Genomic DNA, 25,888 nt, shown 5'->3' on the forward strand with positions numbered 1-25,888 from the left:
ATTACGGGATTTTTGGCGTTTTAGAGATAAAAAAATAGAATCAGCAGCTTGTTTAAAAGAATTAGTTCGATTTTCCGAAATGATGGAAGTTCGATGTTGACCCCATATTTTTTTTAGTCATCTTTGACCCATGAGTGTTGCTCAAGATCAAAAAGTTAATCTTCCGGGATTGAATTTGCCTCGTTTCGAACCTGACTTGAAGCGGGTGGAGGACAAGCTTTGGATCTTTGACTCCCTTAGGAGGAAGCATTTGGTTTTGACACCCGAAGAATGGGTGAGACAGCATTGGATTAATTTTCTTATCACACATCAAGGATATCCGGGAGGGCTTTTTTCGTTGGAAAAAGGTTTGACTTACAATCAGTTAAGAAAAAGAACCGACCTCATTGTCTTTGACCGGGAGGCGGTTCCGTATTTGTTGGTGGAGTGCAAAGCGCCAGGTGTCAAGATTGATGAAAAGACGCTTGGGCAGGCGATGACTTACAATCAGAAGATAAATTGTCCGAATCTCATCCTTTCCAACGGCTTGACGCACATTTATATGTCCTATTCGGAAACAGACCAAAGGTTTGTCCAGCTCAATAATCCTCCTAAAAGCCCGAAATAAGCTTTATTAATTATATGATATTAGTCAGATATTTAATAAATTGTTTGATAGTTTTACCCGTAGACAAATGTCCAGTCACTCTCCCAACATCCCCTGTGCGCTTTGTTCCAGCCGAAAATTTTCACTTTTTTCCGATCTTCCAGAGGCTCAAATATGCGCGATTTCTGACCACAAAAATCTGATTTCCCATCGTAGGGGCCAGATTCTCTATTACGAAGGGACGAAACCCTTAGGGATTTTCTGTATTAATTCGGGCGTAGTGAAAATTTACAAGACTGCATCCAACGGAAAAGAGCAGATCATTCATCTGGCTCAAAAGGGAGATTTTCTCGGCTATGCGGCACTTCTTGGTGAGGAAAACTATTCCAACTCTTCGATGATTATTGAAGATGCCAAGATCTGTTTTGTTCCAAAGGAGGTTTTTATCAATTCGCTCCTTCAGAATTCAGAGTTCTTTCGTCGGGTAGCTAAATCTCTCAGCCACGAGATCGGCGTAATGGAAGAGAAGCTGACCAATGCCACTCAAAAAAGCATCCGTGAGCGCCTCGCTTATGTATTGCTTCAGCTCGGCAACTCCTATGGAGTGGAGGGCGGAGGAAATCAGAGGATCGACCTTACGCTGAGCAGAGAGGAAATCGCCGGGATAGTCGGTACCGCGACCGAATCGGTGATCCGCCTGCTTTCTGAATTCAAAAAAGACAACCTGATTGAGCTGGAGGGGAAGAAAATCATCATCAAAGATCGAAGGGGACTTGCGCGCCTGTCGGATTTTTACGCTTGATAGAAACTATTGCGCCGTATTAGGGTTTGTTTCATCATGAGCGGATTATTAGTTGCCACCCGGCTTTTCAGCAAAGCCCGAATTTTCTTTTTTGGATTACTACTGATCTATACGCCCGCCGCTGCGCAATCTGCGGCGTACAAAGTGCTGTTGGAGGGCTTGTATGACAAGGATTTTCCCACGGTCACAGCAGATCAGATCGCAGATTTAGCCAACTATCAAATTCTCGATACGAGAGAAAAAAAGGAATTTGAGGTAAGTCACCTTCCAAACGCGATACGGGTGGGTTACGATTCATTTGACCTTAGCGCTACCGATGGGCTGGACAAAGGAAAACCGGTCTTAGTCTATTGCACGGTCGGAGCGAGATCCCAGGATATTGGCAGAAGACTCCAGGCTGCGGGTTTCACGCGGGTTTACAATCTCTACGGCGGCATCATCCAGTGGTCAAACTCCGGCAAAACCCTCGAAGCCGGGGGAATGCCGACTGATAAAGTCCATACCTACTCTAAGACCTGGGGGATCTGGCTCGAGCAGGGAGAAAAGGTCTATTAAATGTCGAAATGTCTTTTTGCAGACAGAACGCCAAATTCATTTACCCTACTTTGGCATTACTTCGTACATGCATATCAACTATGATCCCATGAAATCACTTCGATCCCGTCTATTCGCACTTATTTCGCTGGTGCTTTTTTCCTGCCAAAACCCAAGCCTGGGACTCGCTGGAACCACGCCGCCCAGTCATCAGCTTTGGGATCAACTGGTCAAAGCGCATGTAAAACCGAATGGATTGGTCAATTACAAAGGCTTCATCCACGACAAAGCGAAGCTTGACCAGTACCTAAAACTCATCTCGGAAAATGCGCCAGACCGTAAGACTTGGTCAAAAAATCAGCAACTCGCCTATTGGATCAATGCCTACAACGCCTTTACCGTCAAGCTGATCGTGGACAATTACCCAGTGAAAAGCATTCGAGACTTGGGCCCAGCCTTAAAAATCCCCCTGATCAAAGATGTTTGGCACTATAAGTTTTTCAAAATAGGTGGTGTGGAATCAAGTCTAGACGAGATCGAGCATTCTATATTGAGAAAGGAATTTGACGAGCCCAGGATTCACTTTGCGATCAACTGCGCCTCGGTATCCTGTCCGCCTCTGCTGAATGAGGCTTTTGTCGCGGACAAGTTAGATGCCCAATTGAACGGGGTCGCAACCACCTTTATCAACGATCCGACCCGAAATAAAGTCTCAGCCGATCAAGCCCAGATTTCATCGATCTTTTCTTGGTTCAAAGAGGACTTTACCAAAAAAGGAACGCTCGTCGACTTCCTGAATCTGTATTCCAAAGTCAAGATCAAGTCATCGGCTAAGATCTCCCATTTGGAATACAACTGGAATCTGAACGAATAGCACACCGTCAGAAATGTTTACTTATGATTTATAGTATATGAAAAGACTAAAATTCATTTTACTTTTTCTAGTCCTCTTATCGGAATATTCTGTAGGTCAGTCAATGGAGGAAGTTTTCAAGTCTATCCCGATAAATTATACGCCTGAACTATCGTCAGGTGGGAAAGATTCTTTGATTCATTTTGGAGTGTACACAATTCCGGGTGGAGATACACTTTCGACAATGGAGATAGCTGTCACTGAAAGCAAGCCGGATTTTATTCAATTCAACCTTTATTTTTCCACGGGACAAAAGATGTTTTCTATCACCGAAATAAGGACTTTTAAAAAGAAAGACGGTAGTACAATTGTTGTATTTGCGAAGTCTGGAGGATTGCAAAGAGCCTTTGATCAGTATTCGCTTTTGACATTTGAGTATTCTGACGGCGACGTTGTTCTAAGTAGGGAGCTTGGACTCCCGGAAACAATTGCATGGAATGAATTCCTAAAATCCAATTTGCCGGACAGTTTAAAGTTGCAAGAAATGACACTGAGTACCAGTTATGATCTGTACCCACAAACATCAAACGCTATCGCTTATTTGCTAAATCCACAAACTCAACAATTTAATGATTGGATTGGAGAAGTAGAATTTCTGTATGTCTGGAACGGAAACAAATTCGAAAGGAAAGTGCGATAAATCCAACCATCTTTAGTCCATGAACCAATCCCGACACATCGTCATCATCGGCAATGGAATCTCAGGTATCACCTGCGCCAGAACGCTGCGAAAGCTGGATTCCGACGTCAGGATTACCGTGATCTCCGGAGAGTCGAAGTATTTCTTTTCGCGAACTGCGCTGATGTACGTCTATATGGGACACATGAAGTTTGAGCATACTCAGCCCTACGAGGATCATTTTTGGGATAAAAACCGGATTGAGCTGAAGCAGGCCTGGGTCGAAAAGGTGGACTTTGATGGAAAATGCCTGATCTTCTCAGAAGGAGAAAAACTCGCCTACGATACGCTGGTGATTGCGACTGGCTCCAAGCCCAATCAATTCGGCTGGCCGGGCGAGGATCTCAAAGGTGTCCAAGGCTTGTATTCCAAGCAGGATTTGGAAGCAATGGAAGCAAACACCCGAGAGGGAGTCAGTCGGGCTGTGATAGTTGGCGGTGGCTTGATCGGGATCGAAATGGCGGAGATGCTAGCATATAAGCAGATTCCCGTCACTTTTCTCGTTCGGGAAAAAAGATTTTGGGGCAACATCCTGCCAAGAGAGGAAGCGGAATTGGTGGGAAGACATATCCGAGAGCACCACATTGATCTGCGATTGGACACGGAGTTGAAGGAGATTCTACCTGATTCAGCCGGTCGGGTCCGGGCAGTGATTACTTCCAAAGGAGAGGAGATTCCCTGTCAATTTGTAGGCCTGACGGCGGGTGTAAGCGCGAGTGTTGATTTCCTGAGAAATACCGAACTGGAAGTCAATCGCGGTGTGAAAGTGGATTCCTTTTTCCAGACAAATATTCCTGATGTATTTAGCATCGGCGACTGCGCAGAATTTGAAACGGCCCCGGCTCCAGACCGAAAAAACATCGAGCAAGTCTGGTACACCGGCCGCATGCATGGTGAGACCCTGGCCTACAATCTTTGTAAAAAGCCAGTGCCTTACCGTCCCGGAGTCTGGTTCAACTCGGCCAAATTCCTCGACATCGAATACCAGACCTATGGAGTTGTACCTGCTGGTTTTGATCCAGAAAAGGTTAGGAGTTTCTACTGGGAGCATAGTTCAGGCAAGATCTGCTTTCGGATGCTGATGGACTCGGATGGAGCAATTCTCGGGGTGAACAACTTCGGCTTTCGACTCCGGCATGAGTTTTTTGACAAAGCAATCAGGGAAAGATGGTCTGGTGAAAAAGTCATCGCGCAGCTTCAACGAGCCAACTTCGACCCTGAGTTTTTTGCTCCGAACTACATCGAGATTCAAAAGGCCTTTTTGGCACAATTTGGAGGGAGTTTCCAGCCTGCAAGGAGATCATTTGTTCAAAAACTATTTGGCGCGAAAGTATGAAATTAATTGAGAAAATAGGGTTGGGGTTGTTTTTGATCGGATTGATCGCCTTTCTGACGATTCCTTTTTTGGGTACTTACACTCTTTCGGAGGAGTTGGTTTTGGAAAATACCAAAGACATTCACCGCGACAAGATGGGCGAACTGCTCGCTCCGATGTATGGTCAGGAATACGGCTCAAGCTTCTCATTCATGGCCGCGTACCGCGAGAATTTCGATCCCTATAACGACGAACAGAAATCTCAGCAAGCCTGGGATCAGGTCATCTGGGATGATTATACTTTTCCTTTGGCAAAGGCATCTCTCGAAAGTCCTGTCAGAAACAGCCCTTGGCTTTTCTTCGGATTATCCATTGGATTGGCGGCCTTGGGTGGGTTTTTGTACAATTTCAGACAGCACGCTGAGGAACCTGCCGGGATCAAAAACAACGGGATTTTTCATTCCTCAATGAAGAATCGCGGCATCCTCGGCATGCTGACGGGCTCGCTGCTGATCCTCTTTTACATCGTTTTGTACTGGTTTCCGGCGTATTTGGTAAACTTAGTTTGGATGGTGGATCCCATTTCCCGGTTACTATCCGGTGGCCCAGCCAGCCAGTGGTTTCTCTACGGTCTGATTTATACGTTGGCGATCCTGGTGATGGGTATCCGGATGTTTCGCAAGTATCGCGGCAACAAATACCAACAGCTTCGCACCGCATCGGTGATGTTTTTTCAGACAGCATTCGCCTTTTTAATTCCGGAGATCCTCGTTTTGCTTAATCAGCCATATTTTGATTTCAAAAACATCTGGCCGCTCGACTACGATTTTTTCTATGATTACCAGATTGACACGTTCCTTTCCGCAGGTGGAGTGGGCATGTTTATGCTGATTTGGGGGATCTTGCTGATCATCGTTGGCGTGCCTTTGTTTACTTATTTCTTCGGAAAGCGATGGTATTGCTCGTGGGTTTGCGGCTGTGGAGGCTTGGCAGAGACGGTTGGAGATCCGTATCGACAGCTTTCTGATAAGTCTGTGAAAGCCTGGAAATACGAGCGATGGATCATCCATTCTGTCTTGGTCTTGGCGGTCGTGATGACCGTGTTGACAATCGTCAACTACTTTTCGGGCTTTGGTCTGTTGGGAAATGTGACCAACCAGCTACATTCGATTTACGGTTTTGCGATTGGATCGGTGTTTGCAGGCGTCGTAGGGACGGGCTTTTATCCCTTCATGGGAAATCGGGTTTGGTGCCGTTTTGGATGCCCCTTGGCAGCTTACCTCGGCCTCGTCCAGCGATTCAAATCACGCTTCCGTATCACGACCAACGGCGGGCAGTGCATCTCCTGCGGCAACTGCTCGACCTACTGCGAGATGGGAATAGACGTCCGCTGGTATGCGCAACGCGGCCAAGAGATCGTCCGCTCTTCCTGCGTGGGATGTGGGGTGTGCTCGGCGGTTTGTCCAAGAGGTGTGCTAAAACTGGAAAATGGCCCGGAAGAAAACCGAATCAACGAACTGCCGATTATCATTGGCAATAACTCCATCAAGATCAAGCTGTAAATGATTTTCCTCTATGTCCTGTGTGCGTTGTATGGCTTGGGGATGCTGTTTATCTTCATTTATAGCCTCGCGCAGGGACATTTGCTGTTTCATTTTCTGAAAGCAGAGAAAAGCAAAAGCAACACCCCGCCAAAATCCCCCGAGACCTGGCCAAAAGTGACGGTTCAGCTCCCTGTATTCAATGAGCTCTACGTCGTCGAGCGTCTGATTGAAGCTGTCGCAAAGCTGAATTATCCGAAAGGGCTCTTACAGATTCAAATTCTGGACGACAGCACCGATCAGACGGCTGAATTGATCCGGGAAAAGATCGCTGACTTTCCTGAGATTGATTTTCAATATATCCATCGAACCGTCCGAACGGGATTCAAAGCTGGTGCCTTGCGTGAAGGTTTGGAGAAGGCTAAAGGAGACTTTGTAGCGATTTTCGATGCGGACTTTGTGCCGGATCCTGACTTTTTGCTCAAGACGATTCCCTGGTTTTCGTCGGAAAAGATCGGCATGGTTCAGACTCGCTGGACTCACCTCAATCGCAACTATTCTGTCTTGACGCGCTTGCAGGCGCTTGCGCTGGACACACATTTCCTGATCGAGCAGACGGGACGAAATCATCAAGGCGCTTTTATCAACTTCAACGGCACGGGTGGAATCTGGCGAAAAAGCTGCATCTACGATGCGGGTAACTGGCACGACGATACGTTGACCGAAGACTTGGACTTGAGCTATCGCGCGCAGCGCAAGGGTTGGCAGTTTGTCTATCGTCCGGAGATCGAATCTCCGGCGGAACTTCCCCCGATCATGTCTGCGGTGAAGTCGCAGCAGTTTCGGTGGACCAAGGGCGGCGCGGAGTGCGCGATGAAGCATTTTGGAAAAGTGCGGCGGGAAAATCTGCCTTTCCGCATCAAGTTCCACTCCTTCGCCCATCTCTTCAATTCAGTGATCTTCATCGCCGTGCTGGTAACGAGCCTGAGCAGCATCGGTGTTTGGTGGGCGGGAGAGAAGGGGTCGATTCCTTCGGCTTGGGTTCAGATTTCAGGATTTTTCTTGCTTGGCTTTGCGCTCATCGCCTGCACCTACCTTGTTTCGTTCTTCTTCGGGGGACGCTCGCTTCTGAGATCTGCCGGGAGCGTGATTTGGCAATTGCCGCTGTTTCTTTCCGTGTCGATGGGTTTGTCGCTGCACAATGCGCAGGCAGTTTGGGAAGGCTTAACGGGAAAAAGATCGCCCTTTATCCGTACTCCTAAATTCAATCTGGAATCGGGGAAAGAGCGCCTTTCCGGCAATCGCTATCTCATCCACCGCATGCCTGTCACGACTTGGTTTGAGGGGATTTTGGCGCTGGTTTTCTGGGGGATGGTGGGATTGGCGTTTACAGCAGAGAACTTCCTTTTTCTCCCTTTTCATGCCATGCTCGCTGTTGGCTACAGCCTAGTCTTTCTCAAATCGTTCAATTCCTACGGTCTCGGCCGATAAGTTTACCCAATGCACAATCCCCCAATTATTGACGTCATCATCCCCGCCTACAACGAGGAGAAGTCGATTCCAAAAGTCATCGCAGAGATTCCTGCTCTTGTCAGACATATCGTCGTGGCAAACAACAATTCGACGGATCGCACTGGGGAGGTCGCCAGAGCTGCGGGAGCCGAGGTGGTCTTTGAGCCTCAAAAAGGGTACGGAAAAGCCTGCCTCACAGCCATGGCCTGGATCAAACAGCAGGCGATTCAGCCCGATATTGTTGTGTTTTTGGATGGAGACTACAGCGATTATCCCGAAGAAATGAAGGATTTGATCCAGCCGATCTTGAAGGGAAAAGCCGACATGGTCATCGGCTCACGGGCGTTGGGCGAGCGAGAAAGCGGCTCCATGACTTTTCCGCAGGTCTTTGGTAACTGGCTTGCGACGACGATGATGCGATACATGCAGGGAGCCAGGTTTACGGATTTAGGGCCTTTCCGGGCTATTGTATGGGAAAAGCTTTTGACCTTGAACATGATCGACCAAAACTTCGGTTGGACCATCGAGATGCAGATCAAAGCCCACAAAGCAGGTCTGCGTTACACCGAAGTTCCTGTCAACTATCGCAAAAGAATCGGTATCTCCAAGGTCAGCGGAACGGTCAAAGGAGTCTTTGGAGCGGGGTATAAGATTATTTTGACGATATTTAGGTATTGGTGAATTGAATCCACCTGTTGAAATTTCGCTATGGAAAACCTCAGCCCCTTTCTCACTTCCATCCAAGAGCTTTGTACGCTGAATGGAGTAAAAACATTGTATGCTTTTGGATCTGTCCTTACCAATCGATTTGACGAGGGAAGCGACATTGACCTGATCGTGGATTTGGAAGAAAAGGATCCGATCGAATACACCGAGAAGTATTTCAATCTCAAATTCGGGCTTGAAAGAATTCTAGGCAGGACTGTGGATTTATTGGAAGAAAGAGCTGATTTGAATCCCATCATTCGGAAGGAAATTGAACAATCCAAGGTCGTGGTTTATGAAGTCTAAGATTTTAAGTAGGCTAATGGATATTCAGATTGCTATTGACCAAATATTTGAATTTTTGCCTGAGCCAAGAGATTATTTCGAGTTCAAAAAAGATTTGAAGACTAGGAAAGCTGTCGAGCGTAATATTGAGATCATTGGGGAAGCCGTCAATCAGGTGCTCAAAGCTGATCCTGAAATTCAGATCTCTAATTCCCGAAAAATCGTTGATGCCAGAAACAGAATTATTCACGGGTATGATACGGTGTCGTCGGAGACGATCTGGGGAATAGCGATGAAGCACTTGCCTAAACTCAAAAATGAAATCAGTCAACTTCTTCAACAATATGGGGCGGATGATCAGCTATAGAAAAAATGCTTGGTGGCAAATCGGAGTTTTTTTCGCTTTGTTTTCCTGCGGCACATCAAGCCGTGATGTGATAGAAGAGGAGCAATTTGCCAAGTACTGGTATCAGGGTAAAGCTGAAATCAACGTCTTTGACCTTCAGCAAAACCGATACGGCGAGGTACGTCCAGGTAAGGCCGTGATGATCTTTGTGACGGAGGATTTTTCGAAGAAAAAGCAGGTCAAACTCGACGATCCCGAGAACAATTCCTCAGACGCACAGAAAGTCCTGAAACTCAACATGACCCGTGAATTCGTCACTGGCGTCTATCCGTATCACACCATGCTGTCGGTTTTTACACCGGTGTATGATGAAGAACTTTCTCCAAAAGTCGTCGCCTCGGTGACCGAATGGTGCGGACAGTCTTTTACCCAGCTTAATTTCAAAAGCGGAACCTATCAGGCAAAGCTGTTTTCCTACTTTGAGTCGGACATGGATTCGGAATCCAAGATCAGAGCCATGCCGGAGGATGAACTGTTCAACCGAATCCGCCTCAATCCCGATCTGGTGCCTACAGGCAATGAATTGCTCGTTCCCGGTTTGATTTTTCAACGGTTTTCCCATATCCCCCTGAAAGCTCAAAATGCAGAAATCATCAAGCGGGATGTCGGTTCCAATCAAGCCGAGATTGAGGTAGCCTACTCGGAAATTGGCCGAAAACTCACCATCCGATACCAGCAGTTTTTTCCCTTTGAAATTATTTCTTTCGAAGAAGTCTGGACAAAGGAAGACGGCAAACAGGAAGTCACCACCGCGACACGCACCACGATGAAAATGCTTGATTATTGGAATCAGAATGAGAAAGTCTTCGAACCATTGAGAAAAGACCTGGGACTTTGAGGCCGACGATGAAGCTTGCCGTTCAGGTTTTGGGGCTCATTTTGATGCTCGCAGGCGTATATTTTCTGGGAAACCTGATTCCCCGCACTGATTTCCGATCGACCATGGGACTTTTTGTGATGTTATTTGGGTTGATGTTTTTGATCTTCGGGCTTTCTGAAGAAAGAACCCCCTGGTTCTTCATCTTCATCGCTGGACTTTTGCTTCGGTTTTCACTTTTTCTGGCGATTCCGCAGTGGTCGGATGACTATGCGCGCTTCCTGTGGGATGGGGAACTGACCCGGATCGGTGAAAATCCCTACGCCGAGACACCGGCCGAATTTCTGCAAGATCATCCCCTGGAATCGACTCAGGTATTGCATCAGCTGTTTCCCTTGCTCAATTCCAAAGGATATTATTCTGTTTACCCTCCGATTAATCAGGGAATCTTTTGGCTGTCCGCCAAAGCTGCCAATGGCCTGCTCGCCAATGGTATTATTAGTCTTCGACTGCTCTTACTTTTGGGCGAGATCGGGGTTTTTATGCTTTTCCTGAAGCTGTTGAAAGCTTTTCAGCTTCCGCAAAAACTTCTCTGGCTCTACTGGCTGAATCCGCTCGTGATCTTGGAAATCACCGCGAATCTACACTTCGAAGGACTGGTTTTGCTACTGCTTTTGGCGACGGTTCTGGCCTTGAAAAATAACCAACCGTCGACGGCGGGTAGCTTCTGGGGACTGGCAATTGGCGTCAAACTGCTGCCGCTGCTCTTGCTTCCGGGCTTTGTTTTTTTTCCAGATACCAAAAAGAACACCTTGTTTTGGTTTGGGGGATTGGTAGCGGTATTGGTCAGTTTCTTCTGGCTGCTGCTGGATTCTTCCTGGGTGAATTTCTCCCAAAGTGTGATGCTCTACCAAGGCAAGTTTGAGTTCAATGCCTCCATTTACTACCTGCTTCGGCAACTTGGCTTTTGGGTTTTTGGATACAACACGATTGGAGTTTTGTCCAAGCTGCTGAGCGTGGTGACCTTGGGGTTGGTAGTTTATTTTTCTTGGAAAAAGAAACCAACCACACTTCTCGAGCTGATGGATTTGTGGGTGTTGATCTACCTGATCTACCTGATTTTGCAGCCGGTGGTTCATCCTTGGTACCTGATTCCGGCCTTTGGGCTGAGTGTGCTGACGGGCCGAAATACCTTTTTGGTTTGGTCCCTTGCGGCGATATTTTCGTATAGCGCTTATGGCACGGCGACCGTGACCGAAAGTCCGCTGTACCTTGCGATCGAGTACCTGCTGGTGCTTGGGGGCATTTATCTGGATTATTTTCTCCCGAAATCAAAACTTAATTTAAAGTCATGAAAATGCCGGGAGAAAAGGTTTCACAGAGGAGAATGATTTTCTGGGATAGGCTATCTGACAATAAAAAAAACAACTTTAAACACATGAAGTCACTGATTCGTCTTTTGGTATTGGTCGCGTTGCTGGCACAATTTTCCTGTGGAGAGAATCCTGAGAAACAAGCCCGTGAACTCCTTAGCAAGTCGATGGAAGCGCATGGAGGAGCTGAGAAATGGGAGTCGGTCACGAGCCTAAAATTCCGCAAATGGACGAAGTTGATCAACGAAGACAGCTCGGTCGAAAGCGAATTGAATCAGCAGATTGAGTTTCGGTTCAAGCCTTATTTTGAAGGCAAGATGACTTGGATAGCTGACAGCATTCAACATGTTGTGACTTGGGACGGATCGCAGATGCACTATCTCATGGGAGCAAACGAGGTGAAGAATCCAGGATTCTTAGCCGCGAAAAGGAGAGATCTGGACGCCGCGTTTTATGCAGTAGCGCAACCTTGGAAATTGCTGGACGAGTCGGCTCAGCTGGCCTACGAAGGTCAAAAAACCTTGGAAAACGGCAAGCTAGTCGAGTCGATCCGGGTGGATTACGGCCCTGACACGGACGTGTGGTACTTCTACCTTGATCCCAAGTCTGCGATGCTCGTGGCCAACGAAGTGCAGACGAAGGATCATCGAAGCCTGATCTACAATCTGAGCTTTGTGGAAGCGGGCGGCATGCTGCTTCAGGGAACGCGGGAAAGTTGGAGAGTCAATGAAAAGGGCGAGAAACAGTTCCTCAGGGCCGAGTATAGCTATACGGATTATGAAGTGACGAATTGAAATGAATTTGTACTCTTTTAATTTATCTTCCAAAATCCGCAACTTGATCAATCTATTCCGTAGGGGATGATTTCTTCCCTCTCCGGCCTACCGTCTTTTGTCTCCCGTTCCTATGAAACTTCTGCACCACCTCTTTTTCTTCCTTTTGGCTCTTCAGTTCTCTGCCTGCGATCAGCGGTCGGACGCGCAGAAGACCGTGGATTCGGCCATCGAGGCGCATGGAGGTGAAGCTTTTGAAGACTCGCAGATTGAGTTTGATTTCAGAGAAAGACACTATACAATCTACAAGACGGCGACGGCGTTTGAGTACATCCGCGAGTTCAGTGATTCCACCGGATCAGTCAAGGATGTGCTGAACAATGCTGGCTTTACCCGCACTGTCAACGGCGTGAAGATCGACACCATGACCGAAGAGCGAATTGGAGCCTTTTCCAGATCGGTCAATTCTGTGGCTTATTTTGCCTTTCTCCCTTATGGGTTGAATGACGAGGCGGCAATCAAGACATTTTTGGGCGAAACCGAGATCAAGGGCAAAAAGTACAACTTGGTCAAAGTAACTTTTGCGCAGCAGGGTGGAGGAGAGCATTTCGAAGATGAATTTTTGTACTGGTTTGGCAAGGAAGATTCGCTCATGGAATTCATGGCGTACAGCTACCATACAGACGGTGGTGGGCTGCGAATGCGGGAAGTCAGCGAAAAATCGGAAGTTGGTGGGATTGTTTTCCAAAACTACCTGAATCTCAAGCCTGAGGATGAAAAAATTCCTGTGGAAATGATGCAGGAACTTTACCTTGCAGGGAAACTGGAGGTGCTTTCCGAGATCAATCTGGAAAACATCACCGTCCGCCCAATACCCAATTAAGCCAGAAAACGATCCAACCCCATGAAGCCTTGGTCCAGCAGATATCTTTTCAGCACCGTTGGCGTGATTGTCTTGGGTTTGTTGGTTTGGTTGTTTGTTCCCGCCGAGCCTCTGATCACCAGCACCGAAAAATGGAAGGGTGTCTGCTGGGAAGGCAGCCGCCGACCGCTGCAGGGAGGGGAATTTGCCAAGCTCAAAGCAACCGGTGCCAATGCACTTTCGCAGACTCCATTCGGTTGGCAGAGCGGCAAAAACGACCCGCAGATCGGTTGGGACCTGAGCAACGACAAGCATTGGTGGGGCGAGACACCGCTGGGTATTCAGGTGACATTGGACTCTTCCGCGACCTATGAAATGGCTAATATGCTGAAGCCCCATCTCTGGGTGCGAGGTGGCTGGGTTGGAGAGATTGAGATGACGTCCGAGGCAGATTGGAAGACCTGGTTTGCCAACTATCAGAATTTTATCCTGGACTATGCCCGCCTCGCGGAAAAGCTGAAGATGCCGATGCTTTGCGTCGGAACGGAGCTGGAAAAGACTTCAACGCGGGAGAGCGAATGGAGAGCAGTCATCGCGGAGATCAGAAAAGTTTACTCCGGAAAGATCACCTATGCGGCGAACTTCACAGAATTTGAAAAGGTGAAATTCTGGGACGCTCTGGATTACATAGGCGTGCAGGCTTATTTTCCCCTAGCGAAAGGGCATAATCCCAATTTGGCGGAATTGAAATCGTCCTGGGAAGCTCATCTGCCGAAAGTCGAGAAACTCGTCAGAAAGTATAAGAAGCCGGTTTTGTTTACCGAGATCGGCTATTGCAATTCGGTCGATGCGGCCATGGAACCTTGGGTGTGGCCAAACGAGCGCAAAGAAATTCAGATCTCTGAGGAGGTTCAGGCGCTGTGTTATGAAGCATTTTTTGAGACAGCCTGGAAAAAGGAATGGCTGGCTGGTGTGTTTTTTTGGAAATGGCATCCGACGGATCACGAGCGACAACCGGATTTTACTCCCCAGGGAAAAGCGGCAGAAAAAGTGATGACTGCTTACTTTTTGGCTGATTGAAATCCTGAGCTACCTTCACACGAAAACCCGACCCTTGTTCCCGGCTTTTTTATGTGCTTTCTGACGATAGGTAGGGACTTCACTCATTTTTTTGTTAAATAGCCTTCGCAAACCCAAAAAAAGAATAAAATACTATGAATCGCAGAAGAGAATTTTTGAAGTCCACAGGTTTGGCTGGTTTAGGCCTTTTTGGAGCTGGCGGTGCGCTTGCCGGTAATTTTCAAACCTTGCCAATGGAGGCAAAATATGGTGCATCTAGGGTGCAATCCTTCAATATGTGCGGATTTGCTGCGCCAAAGATCGAAACCGTTCGCGTTGGAGTCGTGGGTTTGGGTCAGCGAGGACCGGGAGCTGTGGATCGACTGAGCAAGATCGAAGGCGTAGAGATCAAAGCATTGTGCGATTTGAGACCTGAGAAAGCCGAGGAAGCCAAGAAATCTCTGGAAGGAACGCCCCACAATCCAGAGCTTTATTCAGGAAGCGTCTACGCTTGGAAAAAGATGTTTGATCGTCCGGACTTGGATCTGATCTACATTGCGACTCCTTGGGATTGGCACGTTCCGATGGCCGTTTATGCCATGGAGGCCGGGAAACACACCGCTGTGGAAGTGCCTGCCGCCCGGACGCTGGAGGAATGCTGGCAGCTGGTGGAGACTTCTGAGCGCACCAAGAAGCATTGCATGCAGCTGGAAAACTGCTGCTATGATTTCTTCGAAATGATGACCTTGAAGATGGCCCGAGAGGGATATTTTGGCGAAATATTGCATGTCGAAGGAGCCTACATCCACGATTTGCTGGCGCTGAATTTTGCCAAAGATGGCTATCAGGATATGTGGAGACTCAAGGAAAACTTCAGAAACGGAAACCTCTATCCAACCCACGGCTTGGGTCCAATCTGCCAGATATTGAATATCAACAGAGGGGACAAGATGGACTACTTGACATCCTTGTCTACCAATGACTTTCAGATGAAAGCCAAGGCGGAGGAGCTGGCGGCTACGGATCCGTTCTTCGGATCTTTTGCATCCAAGTCTTTCCGCGGAAATATGAATACCACCGTCGTACGGACGAATCACGGCAAGTCGATCATGATCCAACATGACGTCACTTCGCCGCGGCCTTATTCCCGTCTACACGTGGTCAGCGGGACGGAAGGCTATGCCCAGAAGTATCCAGAACAGAAAGTCGCCAAAGGCCACGGCTGGCTGAAGGAAGACGAGATGAAGGAGCTTCAAGCGAAATATACTCCTGAGATTGTTCAAAAAGTAGGTGAGCTGGCCAAGCAAATCGGTGGCCACGGAGGCATGGACTTCATGATGGATTGGAGACTGATCGACTGTCTGAGAAATGGCTTGCCGTTAGATCAAGATGTATATGATGCTGCCACATGGAGCTGCATCACGCCGATGAGTGAGTGGTCAGTGGCCAATCGATCCAATTCGATTGATATCCCGGACTTCACAGGCGGCAGCTGGAAGACCAACAAACCTGTGCCGATCACGCTCGAGGGCGGCGGAACAACCAAGGTGAGAGTGTAAACCGTCCTGGGCCCAGAGGGTTTATCCCAATTGAATAGGATAGGGCTGAAAAAAAGCAGATATACCGCGTAAACTAAAAAAGGGAGGCAGACGCTTCCCTTTTTTGTTGATCCTTGGTGAAAAATTCACATCTTTTTCAGCTCTGCTTCCAGCCGATCCATGTTCTCCTCGTTTTTGTCCAAGACGTATTTCTTGAGTTTTGCGCATTCTTCAGCCGTTTCAAAAAGCTGCTTAAACACTACTTTGGTTTGGCCGGGAGACAGCTCTTCAAACGTCGCCAGGACTTGGAAAAGCGGTTTGGAATAGCGCTTCCAGGCGATTAGATCAGGTTTTTCGATCTTGATGAACTCGCATTTGTTTTCAAAATTTCCCTGCTCGGGAGCATGCATGGTGAAGTTCCATTTGCCTCCAACCTGGAAGTCAAACTCGTGGAAAGTGTTGGTAAATCCCGCCGGTCCCCACCAGTTTTTGAGATGCTCGGGCTCCGACCACGCCCGAAAAACCAGCTCTTGGGATGCGTCTACGATCCTTGTGCAGACGATCTCAGAGTCGGGTGTGGTATGTAGCATGGCTGTAGTCATGATGGTGATTTGTTGGTTTTTAGGATATCTCTTTGGGGACGCCAGAGAGGTAGATCAAATATGCTGGTCCTGATTTTATCCGCTCTGTTTTCCAGATAAATTTTTCATGGCCCTCGGTTTTTGAGATTAACTCATCCAGCTCCTGGACTGAGTAGGTCCGGAGTACCGAGACGATCCCGTCCCACCAGGTGAAAATCGGAACCAAGGGAATCAGGTAGGTGAAGATAATTCTCGCAACTGAAAAAGGTCGGATAAAGGGCGTCGCCAGAAGCACAGTCAAAGGCGAGAAAAACATCGCCAAAAAGCTGGGAACACTTCGTTCTTGTCCCTCAGCGATCAAGATTGCCTGATTGGATTTTACCGCATTTTGAAGAATTTGGATCGCGTCGTCGGGCTGGAAATGGTGGAAAGCCAGAAACATCGTCCGTACCCCATTTAGATTATCCGGGACATTTCGGGCATCTACCGGCGTAGGGACCGCTTCGAAATTTCGGGCCTTGCTCTGAGTAAACTGAAATGCCCGGTGATTGGGATAGAGGTCGGTGAGCAGGAATTTTACGTCCGGATTTACTTTCTGAAGATCTTCATTGAGTGAAAGCAATCCGCCGCCGCCACCTGATCCCATGTCGATCAATTGATTGGTTTGGGAGGTCTGCAGCAGCCTGTTGATCTCCGGTACCAAGGGCGAAAACATGCGGGTCTTGTTGGTCAGAAATTGGAGGAAATCCGTCATGTAGTTCCGGACAGTGGGCGGAAACCAGCTCTGGTCTTCCCATTCGAAGAGGTGTATTCTGCCCATTTTGGATTGGTTTTGGGTTTATCTCCAACTTCACCACTCGCTCCATTCCAAGTTATGAAATTTTGATTGTCCGTGATGATTTTCGTGGGTCAAAAGCCTGTGCCTGAACTTTTCCGGGAATTAAACAGTCCTCTTATTTTTTCTCCACTAGCCTGATCTTATAAAACAGGTTGTAATCCCGCTCGACTTCTCCATCTGTCGCTTTGACCAAGATTGATCCATCCTCAAGTCCCAGATTTACATCGCCATCGACAGGGAGAGTGTTCACAATCCCGATCTGCGCCCCATCTCTCACGACGATATATCTCGGCGTCCGATACTTGGCGATGACTTTGGGCCATTCCGGATCCCGATAGTAATCCTCTCCTTTGGCCCTGAACTCCTGATAGATTTCCTCCGGAATTGCAGTGCTGAACATCGCGAGTTGGTATTCACCAAAAGTCTTCAAGTCACTGAACGAAGGGTAGAGCTGATTTTCACGGGAAGGATCAGGGATCGGCTGGTTTCGATCCGGATGAGTAAGTGTTAGGGCCTTTTCATTTTGTAATGAATTGCCTTTCAGATCATACAAATAGAGCGCGTCGCCCAAGGGAGGAAGGACGGCGACCTTGCTGTTTTTCGGATCAAAAGTCAAAAAAGGAAAGCTCTGACCAATCCATCTGTTGGACTTGCGGGGCTCCCAGTTTTCAGGGAAAAGGTTGAGGTAGGTAATTGAATCTTGGCCGAGATCGTAGAAATAGCCCGTTTTTGCCTGATTGTAAAAATCCCCGCCCAGTTTCAGCGGGTCGATGCTGCCGCCGTCGAAGGCGTTTACCTCCTCGCCGAGGATGTACTTCTTGCCGCCTGTTTCGAAGACATGGAAAGTCTGCCGATAAAAGGAGATAAAGATCGCATTAAGTCCCACGGCTGGACCTTTGATCTTTTCTGTCTTTTGAAAATCAAGATCGTATACATGAAAATCCATCGTCGCGGACATTTCTTTGAAGATGTAGCCATCGTCGCCGAAGAACCTCCCTTCCCATATTATCGGGACTTGGTTTGGGCCTTCGCCGGCAAGCTCTTGATTGGAAAGAACGCTGCCCTTGCCGTCGGTGAGGATGATTTTTCCGCCCCGCCGTTCTTTCATCAGATATTGATCAGCCGACTCGAGGTAGTCCAAAATCGTCAGATCTTCCAAGACATCCACCCGGATGGAGTCCACCACTTCAAATTCCAACTCGGTGCTTGGGTCGGCTGTTTCCGGAGCTGGTTCTTTTTGGGAACAGGAGAAAAACAAGATGTAAACCGCGGGTGCAAAAAGCGCGGGAAAAGTAAGTTTCATAGCTAAAATTTTGAGAGTGAATGTGAGTCATCCATTAATCTCAAAAACTTGGTATTATATGACCAGCCGTTGAAAAAAAAGCTGCTTTTTGGACTAGCTCCCGAAAGGTGCGGCGGTCTCAAAACTTGCGACGTTTACGCCTTACTACTTTCCAATTCCTCAATCTCCCAGTTTTGTAATCCTCCTAGAAAGGATATCCAATCGCAAAGTTGAAGATCAGATTCTCCCTTCTCCAGGTCTTGCTGCCGATGTCAAAGTCATTGCTCCAGTGTTCGCCCTCCAATTCATAGGGGAAGCGGAGGGGAGTGGCTAAGTCCAGTCGAATCACAAAGAACTGGATGTCGACACGCGCGCCAATGCCCGCGCCGACAGCGATCTCTTCCCACCAAGTCGAGCTGAATTTACCGCCGGGCAATGCCTCATTGTCGTTTTTCAGCCAGACGTTTCCGGCGTCCATGAACAGCGCGCCTTTTAAGAATGAGATAATCGGAAAGCGATACTCGATATTTCCCTCCAGACGGATGTCACCGGTTTGGTCAAAGTAGGAGTTTGTGTTGTCTACAGGCGGTCGGTAGCTTCCCGGGCCGATGGACCGGATCCGGAATGCCCGGATACTGTGGGGTCCGCCGGAGAAAAATTGCTTGGAATAGGGGAGGGACAGGCTTCGGTTGAAGGGAAGTCCCAATCCCGCAAACAGCCTGGTGGCGATCGTCTGCTCCTTTGCAAAATTAAAATGATACCTGAGGTCCAAGTCAAATTTCCCATACTGGGCGTATTCGAGTCCCAAGATCTTTCCGTCGCTCTCGCCAAGGAGATTTTCTAGGCTGTTAGCCAAGTTTCCCGCAAAATCGGCCCCAAAACCCAGGAAGTACCCGTGGGTTCGGAAGCGATCGTTCAGCTTGTTATAGTTGAATACATAATTAATCCCAAGGATAAAGTTCTGTTCAAAGCTTTTACGCAGGAAGGGGTTTGCGTCGAGTATCTCCTCAAATTCCGGCGTAGTATAAGTGAGATTTACTATGTTGATATTGACTGGAGTAAACTCGTGGTAAGCATACTGGTTTGCGTTCCAGAGGTATCCGAAATTGGTGAAAAAGGAGTTGAGCCTATACAGGCCGCCTCGGCTTAGATATTCGGTTCCTATGCTGACCTTGGTCTTGGGTACGGAATAGCTAAACCGCTCCCGTATGGGTACGAAAAAGATGGTTCGGGGAAAGATCAAGTCACCCTGAAGTCCCAGCTCGAGAGAGTGGAGATTGGATTGGTCGCCGGATGCGACCTGAAATTCATAGCCCACCCTACCCACGATGTTGATCATCTCTCCTCCGTGAAAGAGGTTTCTGTTTCGGTAGGCCACTCCAAATGTGGGGCCTGCGAAGGAATTGGATTTGGACACACCGAGAAGTTCTGCCCGGACGGACCGTTTGGTCATTGGAGAGAGGTGGAATTCGGCGTTGAGATGCCCCGTGGAGTCAAAGATTTTTAGATCATCATACCTGAGATTGACAAACTTATAATTGCCAATGTTACTCAGCCTGTTGCTGCTGAGTCGGGATTTTTTGGGATCATAGCGTTCTTCAGTCCCGATGAGAATGTATTGGTCGAGCAGCTCTTCCTTAAACTCCGTCTTCTCCTGAATGAAGTATTTGTCATTGTACAGCACAGTATCGGCCGAGGTTTCTTCATCTTCGATCGAGTAGTTTGGGTACACTCTGATCGTGTCGATTACATAGGGAACCCTACCGGACTGGGGGACCGCATTTTTCATTCGTAAGTACAGTCGGAAGTTTCGCAGCGAGTCCGTGTCGTTGGTGTCGGCTTCGAAGATGAGGTAGTCTGCGTTGAAGTTGTAGTATCCTTTCAGTTTGACCAACGAATCGATCCTCTCACGCTCTTCCTTAAACTTGTCCAGATCAAAGCGATCGCCTTTTTTTAGCTTCGGTTTTTTCTGCGAAAGGATGATTTCCTGGTTGATTTGCGACGAGTCCCTTTCGATGATCAGTGTGTCCATCAGGTAAGGCTCGGAGACGTCGGTGGTGTAGGTGACGCTTGCAAACTTGTTTTTCCGAAACACCTCAGAGGTCGCTCGACTGTAAAAAAAGCCCCGGTTTTCCAGCCTGTTGAGGATCAGTTCCTCGGTCCTCGAGGGCGTGACTTGCTTGAAGTAGACGGGCTCCTCGCCCCACTTCTTGTTCATAAATCTGGGAATGAATCCGGCAGAATCTCCGCGGGTCTTGTAGTGCGCCCACAGACCGACATACATGCCAAGAAATTTTTTGTTGGGTTCGGGGCGGAGCAATCCCTCCAGCTCTTCGTTGAGATTTTTTTTCCCGTCGACTTTTCCGGTGTAGTTTACCTTCAGGTCAGCACCCTTGTAGAGAAATTCATCTTCGGGGATATACTTCTTGACACTGCATCCAACCAGAATCAGAAGCAGTGCGATCGATGCCCATATGTTATCGGTCTTGATCTTCATTTTCTGTCTTTTTATCTTTTCTGGCCGCTTTTTTCTTTTCTTTTTTCTCTTTTTTGGATTCTTCAGTCTCCTTCACGGGAGGTCTCCAGAGCTCTTTGAACTCGTTGAATTCCCTGTTAAAGGTCAGACCGACGCCAGTGACGAAGAGCTGGCCGTCGATGATGGATTCGAACTGGTTCTTACGAAACGCGCGGATTCTCCATCGGCCATCCTCTGTCAGCATGTACTCGAAGTTGATATTGGCCAGGAGCGAATTGCCTTCCTGTTCCTGCCCTTGGGAGGTTCCTTCCAGTCCCACCTGACTGCCCACCTCCACGATGAGCCGATCGTCGAAAAGCCTCTGTTGCGCATTGATGTTCAGGTCGGTGCGGTTTTGGGCGGAGCCGCTTTGGTAATCCTGGTAGCTGTCCACGTCGAAGCCGAGGGAAAAGCCGCTTTCCTCTCCAAAGAGCTTGCTTGACAGCGCGTTCATCTGATCGGAAAGAAGCTGGCTGGCGCTGTTTCTGGCAACAGCTTCAGCTCCGCCAGACGAACCGTCGCTTCCCTGTGATGGGAAAAACCGATCCAACACCAACAGCGAAAAAACCTGCTTATTGAGCTCATCTTCCTGGCCGTTGATCTGCAGGACTCGGGAGTAGACATTCCCGCCAAATTCGCCTCGTTCGCTCTCGGGCATGTCTAGCGCAAAGGTTATCTCAGGTTTGAGCAACTCACCTTTCACATTCAGATAGACGAGAAAAGTAAGTTTTTGCTGGTATTGCGTTTTTACTTCGCTGTCAGAGCCGGAAAGCTGGGCAGACATCAGGTCGGAGGCGCTGGTCTCCACCTCGTAGATGGCTCTGATATCCAGGGTGGCGTCCATCGGGTCGCCGTTCCAGGTGATCCGACTGCCCGGATTGATGTCAAATTTTTTGCTGATCAGATTGTAGAGGGACATTTCGTAGAAGCCGTCATTCACTTCATATGCTCCCGTGAGCGTCACCCTTCCGTTGGGATTGACATCCATCCGGAGCTCGGTGTCCCCAGCGATGGTGAGATTGTCTCCAGTGTAGGGGTCGATGACGACCTTGAAATTTGCTTTGGGATCTACCGCGAGGTTGGCGTGGATTTCATATCCCGAAAATGCGCTGGTGGTCTCGTCCAGCGTTCGGGTGAGGATATCGTCCGGATCGGATTTGTTTACAAAATTGACAACGCCCTCGCGCTCCACTACGTCCAGTTGCGATTCAGGAATGATCACCGTCAGGTCGGTATTGTCGCGGACACGGAGATTTGCCCGAACGATCGGCAGCGTCAAGTCTCCCTGAATGCTGATATCTGCGTCGAGAGAGGCTTTTCCGAATACGAGCTCGTTTTCTTCGTTGCTGGAGTTGATCGCCATGAAGTTTTCTGCATCCAGCTGCAGGTCGAAAGAAGGATTGGTAAAACTCTCCGTCAATACAGAGCCATCGATACTGAAGGTATTGCCGTCTCCGTCCCGGATCGTAAACGTATCGAAGTACACACCTTCGTTGTCCAACTTAAGGATTTCGTCGGACAGGATATATTTTGTACTCAATTGAGTCGGAATAAAAGACGCCTCGTTGAACCTGAATTCGCCCTCATATACGGGCTCTGTCGTGGTGCCTGACGCGGTAACTTTTCCGCTAAGAAATCCCTCTCCGTTGCTAATCTGACCCTGCGATAGGGAGGCGATCTTTTCCATGTCGATCCGCTTGAGATCCAGATCCACGTCAAATGTCCCGCCCGATTCATCTGCCACAAAGCTGCCGTCAAGATCCAGATCTACCCCTTCATCTTTCAGCCCAAGGGCGAGGACGTAATTGCCGAGGCTTTTTGCGGTGGCTTCAAGGGAAAGATCGCCCAGGTGCGTGTCCATGACCATCAGACCGTCCACATTCAGTTTTCCCATGATGCCCATCGCGTCAAACGGATTCTCTACGACGAGTTGACCCTGCAGGGCTCCTCCCGCGAGCGTATCGCTCGGATTGAGAATTCCGGTAAAAGTCTCCAGTCTGAAATTTTCGAACTCGACCGCGAGATTTTTTTCCGTAAAGCCTGGGATGTCGTTTTGGACAGTGAGACTTTGCTCCCCATTTCGTAACTCAAATTCCCGAAATTGGAGATTTCCTGTCGAGAAGGTAATGCTGTTGTCACCGTTGATTTCCCACGGAGCACCGTTCAGGGTCAGGTTCTCCGGGATGATAAGAACCCGGGTAGAGTCTCCCGAGATACCGATGTCAAATGGAATTCGGGCCAGGATTTCCTCTTCATGGTAGGTCAGGAATTCTACGTTCAGCAACGAATTCTGCATCACGCCCGTGAGACTGGTTTTTTGCATGGCAACCGGACCCGTGCTCAGTCCGAGGAAGCCGAGCTCCATATCCAAGTCCGTTCGATCCGCGTTGATCCTGACTTGGAGGTCGTCGATCTCGGTGCCGCCATAGTTGATGTAGGGGAAATCTATCGCCGCGACCAGCGAATCGGTCGCTTGGATGAAGTCGACCTTTACCCTCGCCGTGTCGAAATTTTCCAAGCCCGATAGCAAAACATCTGTCAAAAGCGGGTCGGGAGCAAGGGTCAAATCCACTTGCATCACCAACGAATCACCTTGCGGATTTCCCACCGAGGTCGAATCTAAGTAGTGGGCAAACAGCCCCGAAAGGGCATCTTGGAGCTCGTTTGTAGAAGAGTTGCTGCGGAGATAGCCGTTGAGGATCTTGCTGTTGATGTCCAAACTCGTGCTATCCGGCGTCAGATGCGCTTCTACATCGAGTTCACCGGTTTGGTAGTTCCTATCTTTGAACAGGATGTTGCCGTCATTGAGATGGGCGGTCAAGTCAAAAGCCTCCGGATTTCCTTCGAAATTGGCTTGCAACTGCAGCTTTGCCCGGCTGTTTTCTCCCGTCAGCCCAAGCTCCCGGAAGTCAGCTCCTTTGAGATCGAGGTTGAGATCAACCTTGGAGTTGACCGAATCCAGATCCAGTTTGGTCAATAAGTCAAAGTCCAAAAACTCCGCCTCGATCCACATCCGCACGTCGCCGACGCCCTCGACTAACTTACCCTCGAGGTTGAGTCCGCTGTAGTCGGTTCCGTACAGTCTAAATCTGTCAAACGCTGAGCTCAGCTCCGCGTTCATGGAGTAAATGTCCGTTCCTGATCCTGTGGCCTTGATTTGAAAGCTCACAGTGTCCAGTTCGGGGATCTTCAGCAATGTCCCAAGTTGGAGATCCTGTACACCCAAATCAGCGTCAAAAGCGATGGTTTGGCGGTTTTGGAAACCTCCGTCGAGCGTGACATTGCCAAGACTGGTTTTCAGATCTACGTTCGCCATGAGGTCATCCAGGGAACCACGGACGCTCGACCTGAGATTTAAAGCGTCAGGAAGCTGCACTCCCAGCGCCTGCTCATCCACAAATCGGATCAGGTCAGATCGGGTCGATATCATCCGGATGGAGGGCAGGTCTATCCTCAGCCGATCCATGTCCATGGGCTGTTCGATCGCGCCATTTGCGATAAGGCGGGTTTTAGACCAAGAGGCAATGAGGTTGTCGAGATTGATGTGTTCCAGATCCCCATCTAATTCAGCTTTCAAGAAAACAGGTGCTTTGGCAATCTCCCGGATCAGGGTGTCTTGTGCGAGCGCGGGAGAAAAGAAATACGCATCTCTGACATCCAATTTGGTGTCTTCCACCTCCAGCTCCACCTTGGTTTTCTCGGGAAAACTGATCAGATCATCGATTGAGGCATAGTTCAGCGTTGTACTCGCCGTCAAGTTGCTTCGGTTGGTTTGCAGAACCAGATCCGTGATTTGGGCGGATTCCTCATCCAGTTCCAGCTCAAACTGAAACTTGTCCAACTCAAATCCGCTGCCCTCTGAGAAATGGAATTCCTTCAAATTGGCGGCTACTTGCTGGTCTTGGAGTGACACCTCTTCCAGATCCAGTTTAAGTCCTGAGATGTTAATTGCCTCGGCGTTGAAAGCTCCTTTCGTCACTGGGACGTCTGCGGTTTTGTATTCGAGCTCAGTAGAGTCAATGTAGATTTTATCGGCCGAAACGACCCATTCAGGCCAGATAAAGGCGGAATCGCCTGATGGGATAGCGTCGTCTTCTGTCTCTGTTGCGGTAGAGGATTGAGAGAAATCGTGGTAGCTTAATGTGCTGTTTTTCAGCTCGACTTTGTCCAGACGGATGATTTGCTCGACTAGATTGGCTTCCGGCAATTTGACCAAAAACCAGCCGATATCGACCTTGGCGTCCAGCCGATCCGGTTTGCTGACGTAGTCGGCTTGGACGTCTGACAGGATCAATTCTTCCAGTATTAGACTCGGCATCGGAGTCTCGGTTTCTTCCTCTTCGGCTGGAGGAAAGGGTTTGGTTTGGAGATAAGTTACCTGTGTATTTTTGAGTGCGACTTGATTGATTTCGAAGAAGAACTCTTCCAGATCAATCTCGGAAATATCCACATCCAGCTCCCCAAGAAGGATTTTGGCGTCGATCCCCATCACTTCGTCTTGATAGACCACATCAAAATCCCTAAGACTGGCCGGCGCAATCGAGATGGAAATAGGGTCTGCGGCGGTCGTGTCCACCGGCGTGGCTGCCTGGGTGGTGTCTGAGGCAAATGCCTCGATCAGAAAATCAAAATTGAATTTGCCGGTCACCTCAGGCCTGCTGACTCTGGCGGTGAGGCCTTCCCAGTCGAGTTTAGTCACGTTGATATTTCCTGTAGAAAGGAGCGGGGCTATGGCTACTCCAGCTTCGAGCTTTCTGGAATAAAGGAGCGTGTCTTGGCTCAGGTCTTCGAGGTAAAGTTCTTCGAGGAAGATGTTACCGGAAAAGGTGATGAAGAGTTTTCCAATGCGGAGTTCGGTGCCTGTTTTCTCCTTGACGTAGCTGGTCGCCTTGTCCACGATGATGCCCTGCCCCCAAGGGCTTCGGATAAAGAGTATCAGGGCGATCAGAATCACCAGCAAGACTCCAATGAC

22 protein-coding genes are annotated in these 25,888 nt (G+C 48.6%); 17 read left to right on the forward strand and 5 right to left on the reverse strand.

Annotation, left to right across the window (positions count from 1 at the left end; translation table 11 throughout):
- Positions 1-130: 130 nt before the first annotated feature.
- From G459_RS26580 to G459_RS0101250, 17 genes are all read left to right on the forward strand, one after another.
- Entirely contained in the window at positions 131-607 is a 477-nt protein-coding gene (locus G459_RS26580) for a type I restriction enzyme HsdR N-terminal domain-containing protein (RefSeq protein ID WP_035454833.1), read from the forward strand.
- Positions 608-674: 67 nt separating this feature from the next.
- The gene (locus G459_RS0101175) at positions 675-1,388 is read left to right on the forward strand and encodes a Crp/Fnr family transcriptional regulator (protein WP_026965987.1); all 714 of its coding nucleotides are present in this window, start codon (positions 675-677) and stop codon (positions 1,386-1,388) included.
- A 36-nt stretch (positions 1,389-1,424) separates the two neighbouring features.
- Positions 1,425-1,943, forward strand: a complete 519-nt coding sequence (locus G459_RS0101180; RefSeq protein ID WP_084454297.1) for a rhodanese-like domain-containing protein — start codon at positions 1,425-1,427, stop codon at positions 1,941-1,943.
- A gap of 88 nt (positions 1,944-2,031) precedes the next feature.
- Complete coding sequence (locus tag G459_RS0101185; protein WP_035454961.1) at positions 2,032-2,796, forward strand: DUF547 domain-containing protein; 765 nt, start codon at positions 2,032-2,034, stop codon at positions 2,794-2,796.
- Between the two features lie 37 nt (positions 2,797-2,833).
- Positions 2,834-3,475: a hypothetical protein gene (locus tag G459_RS0101190; protein WP_026965990.1), complete on the forward strand. Its 642-nt coding sequence runs from the start codon at positions 2,834-2,836 to the stop codon at positions 3,473-3,475.
- Positions 3,476-3,494: 19 nt separating this feature from the next.
- A complete protein-coding gene (locus G459_RS0101195; RefSeq protein ID WP_026965991.1) occupies positions 3,495-4,850 on the forward strand; it encodes an NAD(P)/FAD-dependent oxidoreductase in 1,356 nt (451 codons plus the stop codon).
- On the forward strand, positions 4,847-6,391 hold the full coding sequence (locus G459_RS0101200) for a 4Fe-4S binding protein (protein WP_026965992.1): 1,545 nt from the start codon (positions 4,847-4,849) through the stop codon (positions 6,389-6,391). Before G459_RS0101195 ends, G459_RS0101200 begins: the two co-directional genes overlap by 4 nt.
- Positions 6,392-7,861: a cellulose synthase family protein gene (locus G459_RS0101205; protein ID WP_026965993.1), complete on the forward strand. Its 1,470-nt coding sequence runs from the start codon at positions 6,392-6,394 to the stop codon at positions 7,859-7,861.
- Between the two features lie 9 nt (positions 7,862-7,870).
- On the forward strand, positions 7,871-8,563 hold the full coding sequence (locus tag G459_RS0101210; protein ID WP_026965994.1) for a glycosyltransferase family 2 protein: 693 nt from the start codon (positions 7,871-7,873) through the stop codon (positions 8,561-8,563).
- A gap of 27 nt (positions 8,564-8,590) precedes the next feature.
- The gene (locus tag G459_RS0101215) at positions 8,591-8,893 is read left to right on the forward strand and encodes a nucleotidyltransferase family protein (RefSeq protein WP_026965995.1); all 303 of its coding nucleotides are present in this window, start codon (positions 8,591-8,593) and stop codon (positions 8,891-8,893) included.
- The gene (locus G459_RS0101220; protein ID WP_026965996.1) at positions 8,883-9,239 is read left to right on the forward strand and encodes a HepT-like ribonuclease domain-containing protein; all 357 of its coding nucleotides are present in this window, start codon (positions 8,883-8,885) and stop codon (positions 9,237-9,239) included. Before G459_RS0101215 ends, G459_RS0101220 begins: the two co-directional genes overlap by 11 nt.
- The gene (locus tag G459_RS0101225) at positions 9,190-10,116 is read left to right on the forward strand and encodes a hypothetical protein (protein ID WP_157373247.1); all 927 of its coding nucleotides are present in this window, start codon (positions 9,190-9,192) and stop codon (positions 10,114-10,116) included. Before G459_RS0101220 ends, G459_RS0101225 begins: the two co-directional genes overlap by 50 nt.
- Positions 10,117-10,124: 8 nt before the next feature.
- Positions 10,125-11,450, forward strand: coding sequence for an MptA/MptB family glycosyltransferase (locus G459_RS26585; protein ID WP_051315019.1), 1,326 nt, complete (start codon positions 10,125-10,127; stop codon positions 11,448-11,450).
- Positions 11,451-11,533: 83 nt separating this feature from the next.
- Positions 11,534-12,262 carry a hypothetical protein gene (locus G459_RS0101235; protein ID WP_026965998.1) on the forward strand — a complete coding sequence of 243 codons (729 nt, stop codon included), beginning with the start codon at positions 11,534-11,536 and terminating at the stop codon, positions 12,260-12,262.
- 112 nt (positions 12,263-12,374) lie between these two features.
- A complete protein-coding gene (locus G459_RS26590; RefSeq protein WP_035454836.1) occupies positions 12,375-13,124 on the forward strand; it encodes a DUF6503 family protein in 750 nt (249 codons plus the stop codon).
- A 21-nt stretch (positions 13,125-13,145) separates the two neighbouring features.
- The gene (locus G459_RS0101245; RefSeq protein WP_245588104.1) at positions 13,146-14,183 is read left to right on the forward strand and encodes a glycoside hydrolase family 113; all 1,038 of its coding nucleotides are present in this window, start codon (positions 13,146-13,148) and stop codon (positions 14,181-14,183) included.
- Positions 14,184-14,317: 134 nt separating this feature from the next.
- Entirely contained in the window at positions 14,318-15,721 is a 1,404-nt protein-coding gene (locus tag G459_RS0101250) for a Gfo/Idh/MocA family protein (RefSeq protein WP_026966000.1), read from the forward strand.
- 125 nt (positions 15,722-15,846) lie between these two features.
- On the opposite strand, the gene G459_RS0101255 is transcribed toward G459_RS0101250, so the two are convergent.
- The 5 genes from G459_RS0101255 to G459_RS0101275 all read right to left on the reverse strand — a co-directional run bounded on the left by G459_RS0101255 (position 15,847) and on the right by G459_RS0101275 (position 25,870).
- Positions 15,847-16,302 carry an SRPBCC family protein gene (locus G459_RS0101255; RefSeq protein ID WP_026966001.1) on the reverse strand — a complete coding sequence of 152 codons (456 nt, stop codon included), beginning with the start codon at positions 16,300-16,302 and terminating at the stop codon, positions 15,847-15,849.
- A gap of 19 nt (positions 16,303-16,321) precedes the next feature.
- On the reverse strand, positions 16,322-17,101 hold the full coding sequence (locus G459_RS0101260) for a hypothetical protein (RefSeq protein ID WP_026966002.1): 780 nt from the start codon (positions 17,099-17,101) through the stop codon (positions 16,322-16,324).
- Positions 17,102-17,234: 133 nt separating this feature from the next.
- Positions 17,235-18,422: a hypothetical protein gene (locus G459_RS0101265; RefSeq protein WP_026966003.1), complete on the reverse strand. Its 1,188-nt coding sequence runs from the start codon at positions 18,420-18,422 to the stop codon at positions 17,235-17,237.
- A 184-nt stretch (positions 18,423-18,606) separates the two neighbouring features.
- On the reverse strand, positions 18,607-20,898 hold the full coding sequence (tamL, locus tag G459_RS0101270) for a translocation and assembly module lipoprotein TamL (protein WP_026966004.1): 2,292 nt from the start codon (positions 20,896-20,898) through the stop codon (positions 18,607-18,609).
- Positions 20,879-25,870 (reverse strand): translocation/assembly module TamB domain-containing protein, encoded by a 4,992-nt coding sequence (locus G459_RS0101275; RefSeq protein ID WP_245588105.1) that lies wholly within the window; start codon positions 25,868-25,870, stop codon positions 20,879-20,881. The genes tamL and G459_RS0101275 overlap by 20 nt, the downstream gene beginning before the upstream one ends.
- Between the last annotated feature and the right edge of the window lie 18 nt (positions 25,871-25,888).

Source organism: Algoriphagus terrigena DSM 22685 (assembly GCF_000429445.1).
In the GTDB taxonomy this organism is placed as follows: Bacteria; Bacteroidota; Bacteroidia; order Cytophagales; family Cyclobacteriaceae; genus Algoriphagus; species Algoriphagus terrigena.

Excerpts from the sequence above, each read along its gene's own strand:
- G459_RS0101245 (WP_245588104.1), top strand. The coding sequence starts at position 13,146 with ATGAAGCCTTGGTCCAGCAGATATCTTTTCAGCACCGTTGGCGTGATT.
- G459_RS0101235 (WP_026965998.1), top strand. The coding sequence starts at position 11,534 with ATGAAGTCACTGATTCGTCTTTTGGTATTGGTCGCGTTGCTGGCACAA.
- G459_RS0101215 (WP_026965995.1), top strand. The coding sequence starts at position 8,591 with ATGGAAAACCTCAGCCCCTTTCTCACTTCCATCCAAGAGCTTTGTACG.
- G459_RS0101175 (WP_026965987.1), top strand. The coding sequence starts at position 675 with ATGTCCAGTCACTCTCCCAACATCCCCTGTGCGCTTTGTTCCAGCCGA.
- G459_RS26590 (WP_035454836.1), top strand. The coding sequence starts at position 12,375 with ATGAAACTTCTGCACCACCTCTTTTTCTTCCTTTTGGCTCTTCAGTTC.
- G459_RS0101205 (WP_026965993.1), top strand. The coding sequence starts at position 6,392 with ATGATTTTCCTCTATGTCCTGTGTGCGTTGTATGGCTTGGGGATGCTG.
- G459_RS0101220 (WP_026965996.1), top strand. The coding sequence starts at position 8,883 with ATGAAGTCTAAGATTTTAAGTAGGCTAATGGATATTCAGATTGCTATT.
- G459_RS0101195 (WP_026965991.1), top strand. The coding sequence starts at position 3,495 with ATGAACCAATCCCGACACATCGTCATCATCGGCAATGGAATCTCAGGT.
- G459_RS26580 (WP_035454833.1), top strand. The coding sequence starts at position 131 with ATGAGTGTTGCTCAAGATCAAAAAGTTAATCTTCCGGGATTGAATTTG.
- G459_RS0101190 (WP_026965990.1), top strand. The coding sequence starts at position 2,834 with ATGAAAAGACTAAAATTCATTTTACTTTTTCTAGTCCTCTTATCGGAA.
- G459_RS0101210 (WP_026965994.1), top strand. The coding sequence starts at position 7,871 with ATGCACAATCCCCCAATTATTGACGTCATCATCCCCGCCTACAACGAG.
- G459_RS0101265 (WP_026966003.1), bottom strand. The coding sequence starts at position 18,422 with ATGAAACTTACTTTTCCCGCGCTTTTTGCACCCGCGGTTTACATCTTG.
- G459_RS26585 (WP_051315019.1), top strand. The coding sequence starts at position 10,125 with ATGAAGCTTGCCGTTCAGGTTTTGGGGCTCATTTTGATGCTCGCAGGC.
- G459_RS0101260 (WP_026966002.1), bottom strand. The coding sequence starts at position 17,101 with ATGGGCAGAATACACCTCTTCGAATGGGAAGACCAGAGCTGGTTTCCG.
- G459_RS0101250 (WP_026966000.1), top strand. The coding sequence starts at position 14,318 with ATGAATCGCAGAAGAGAATTTTTGAAGTCCACAGGTTTGGCTGGTTTA.
- tamL (WP_026966004.1), bottom strand. The coding sequence starts at position 20,898 with ATGAAGATCAAGACCGATAACATATGGGCATCGATCGCACTGCTTCTG.
- G459_RS0101180 (WP_084454297.1), top strand. The coding sequence starts at position 1,425 with ATGAGCGGATTATTAGTTGCCACCCGGCTTTTCAGCAAAGCCCGAATT.
- G459_RS0101225 (WP_157373247.1), top strand. The coding sequence starts at position 9,190 with ATGAAATCAGTCAACTTCTTCAACAATATGGGGCGGATGATCAGCTAT.
- G459_RS0101255 (WP_026966001.1), bottom strand. The coding sequence starts at position 16,302 with ATGACTACAGCCATGCTACATACCACACCCGACTCTGAGATCGTCTGC.
- G459_RS0101200 (WP_026965992.1), top strand. The coding sequence starts at position 4,847 with ATGAAATTAATTGAGAAAATAGGGTTGGGGTTGTTTTTGATCGGATTG.
- G459_RS0101185 (WP_035454961.1), top strand. The coding sequence starts at position 2,032 with ATGAAATCACTTCGATCCCGTCTATTCGCACTTATTTCGCTGGTGCTT.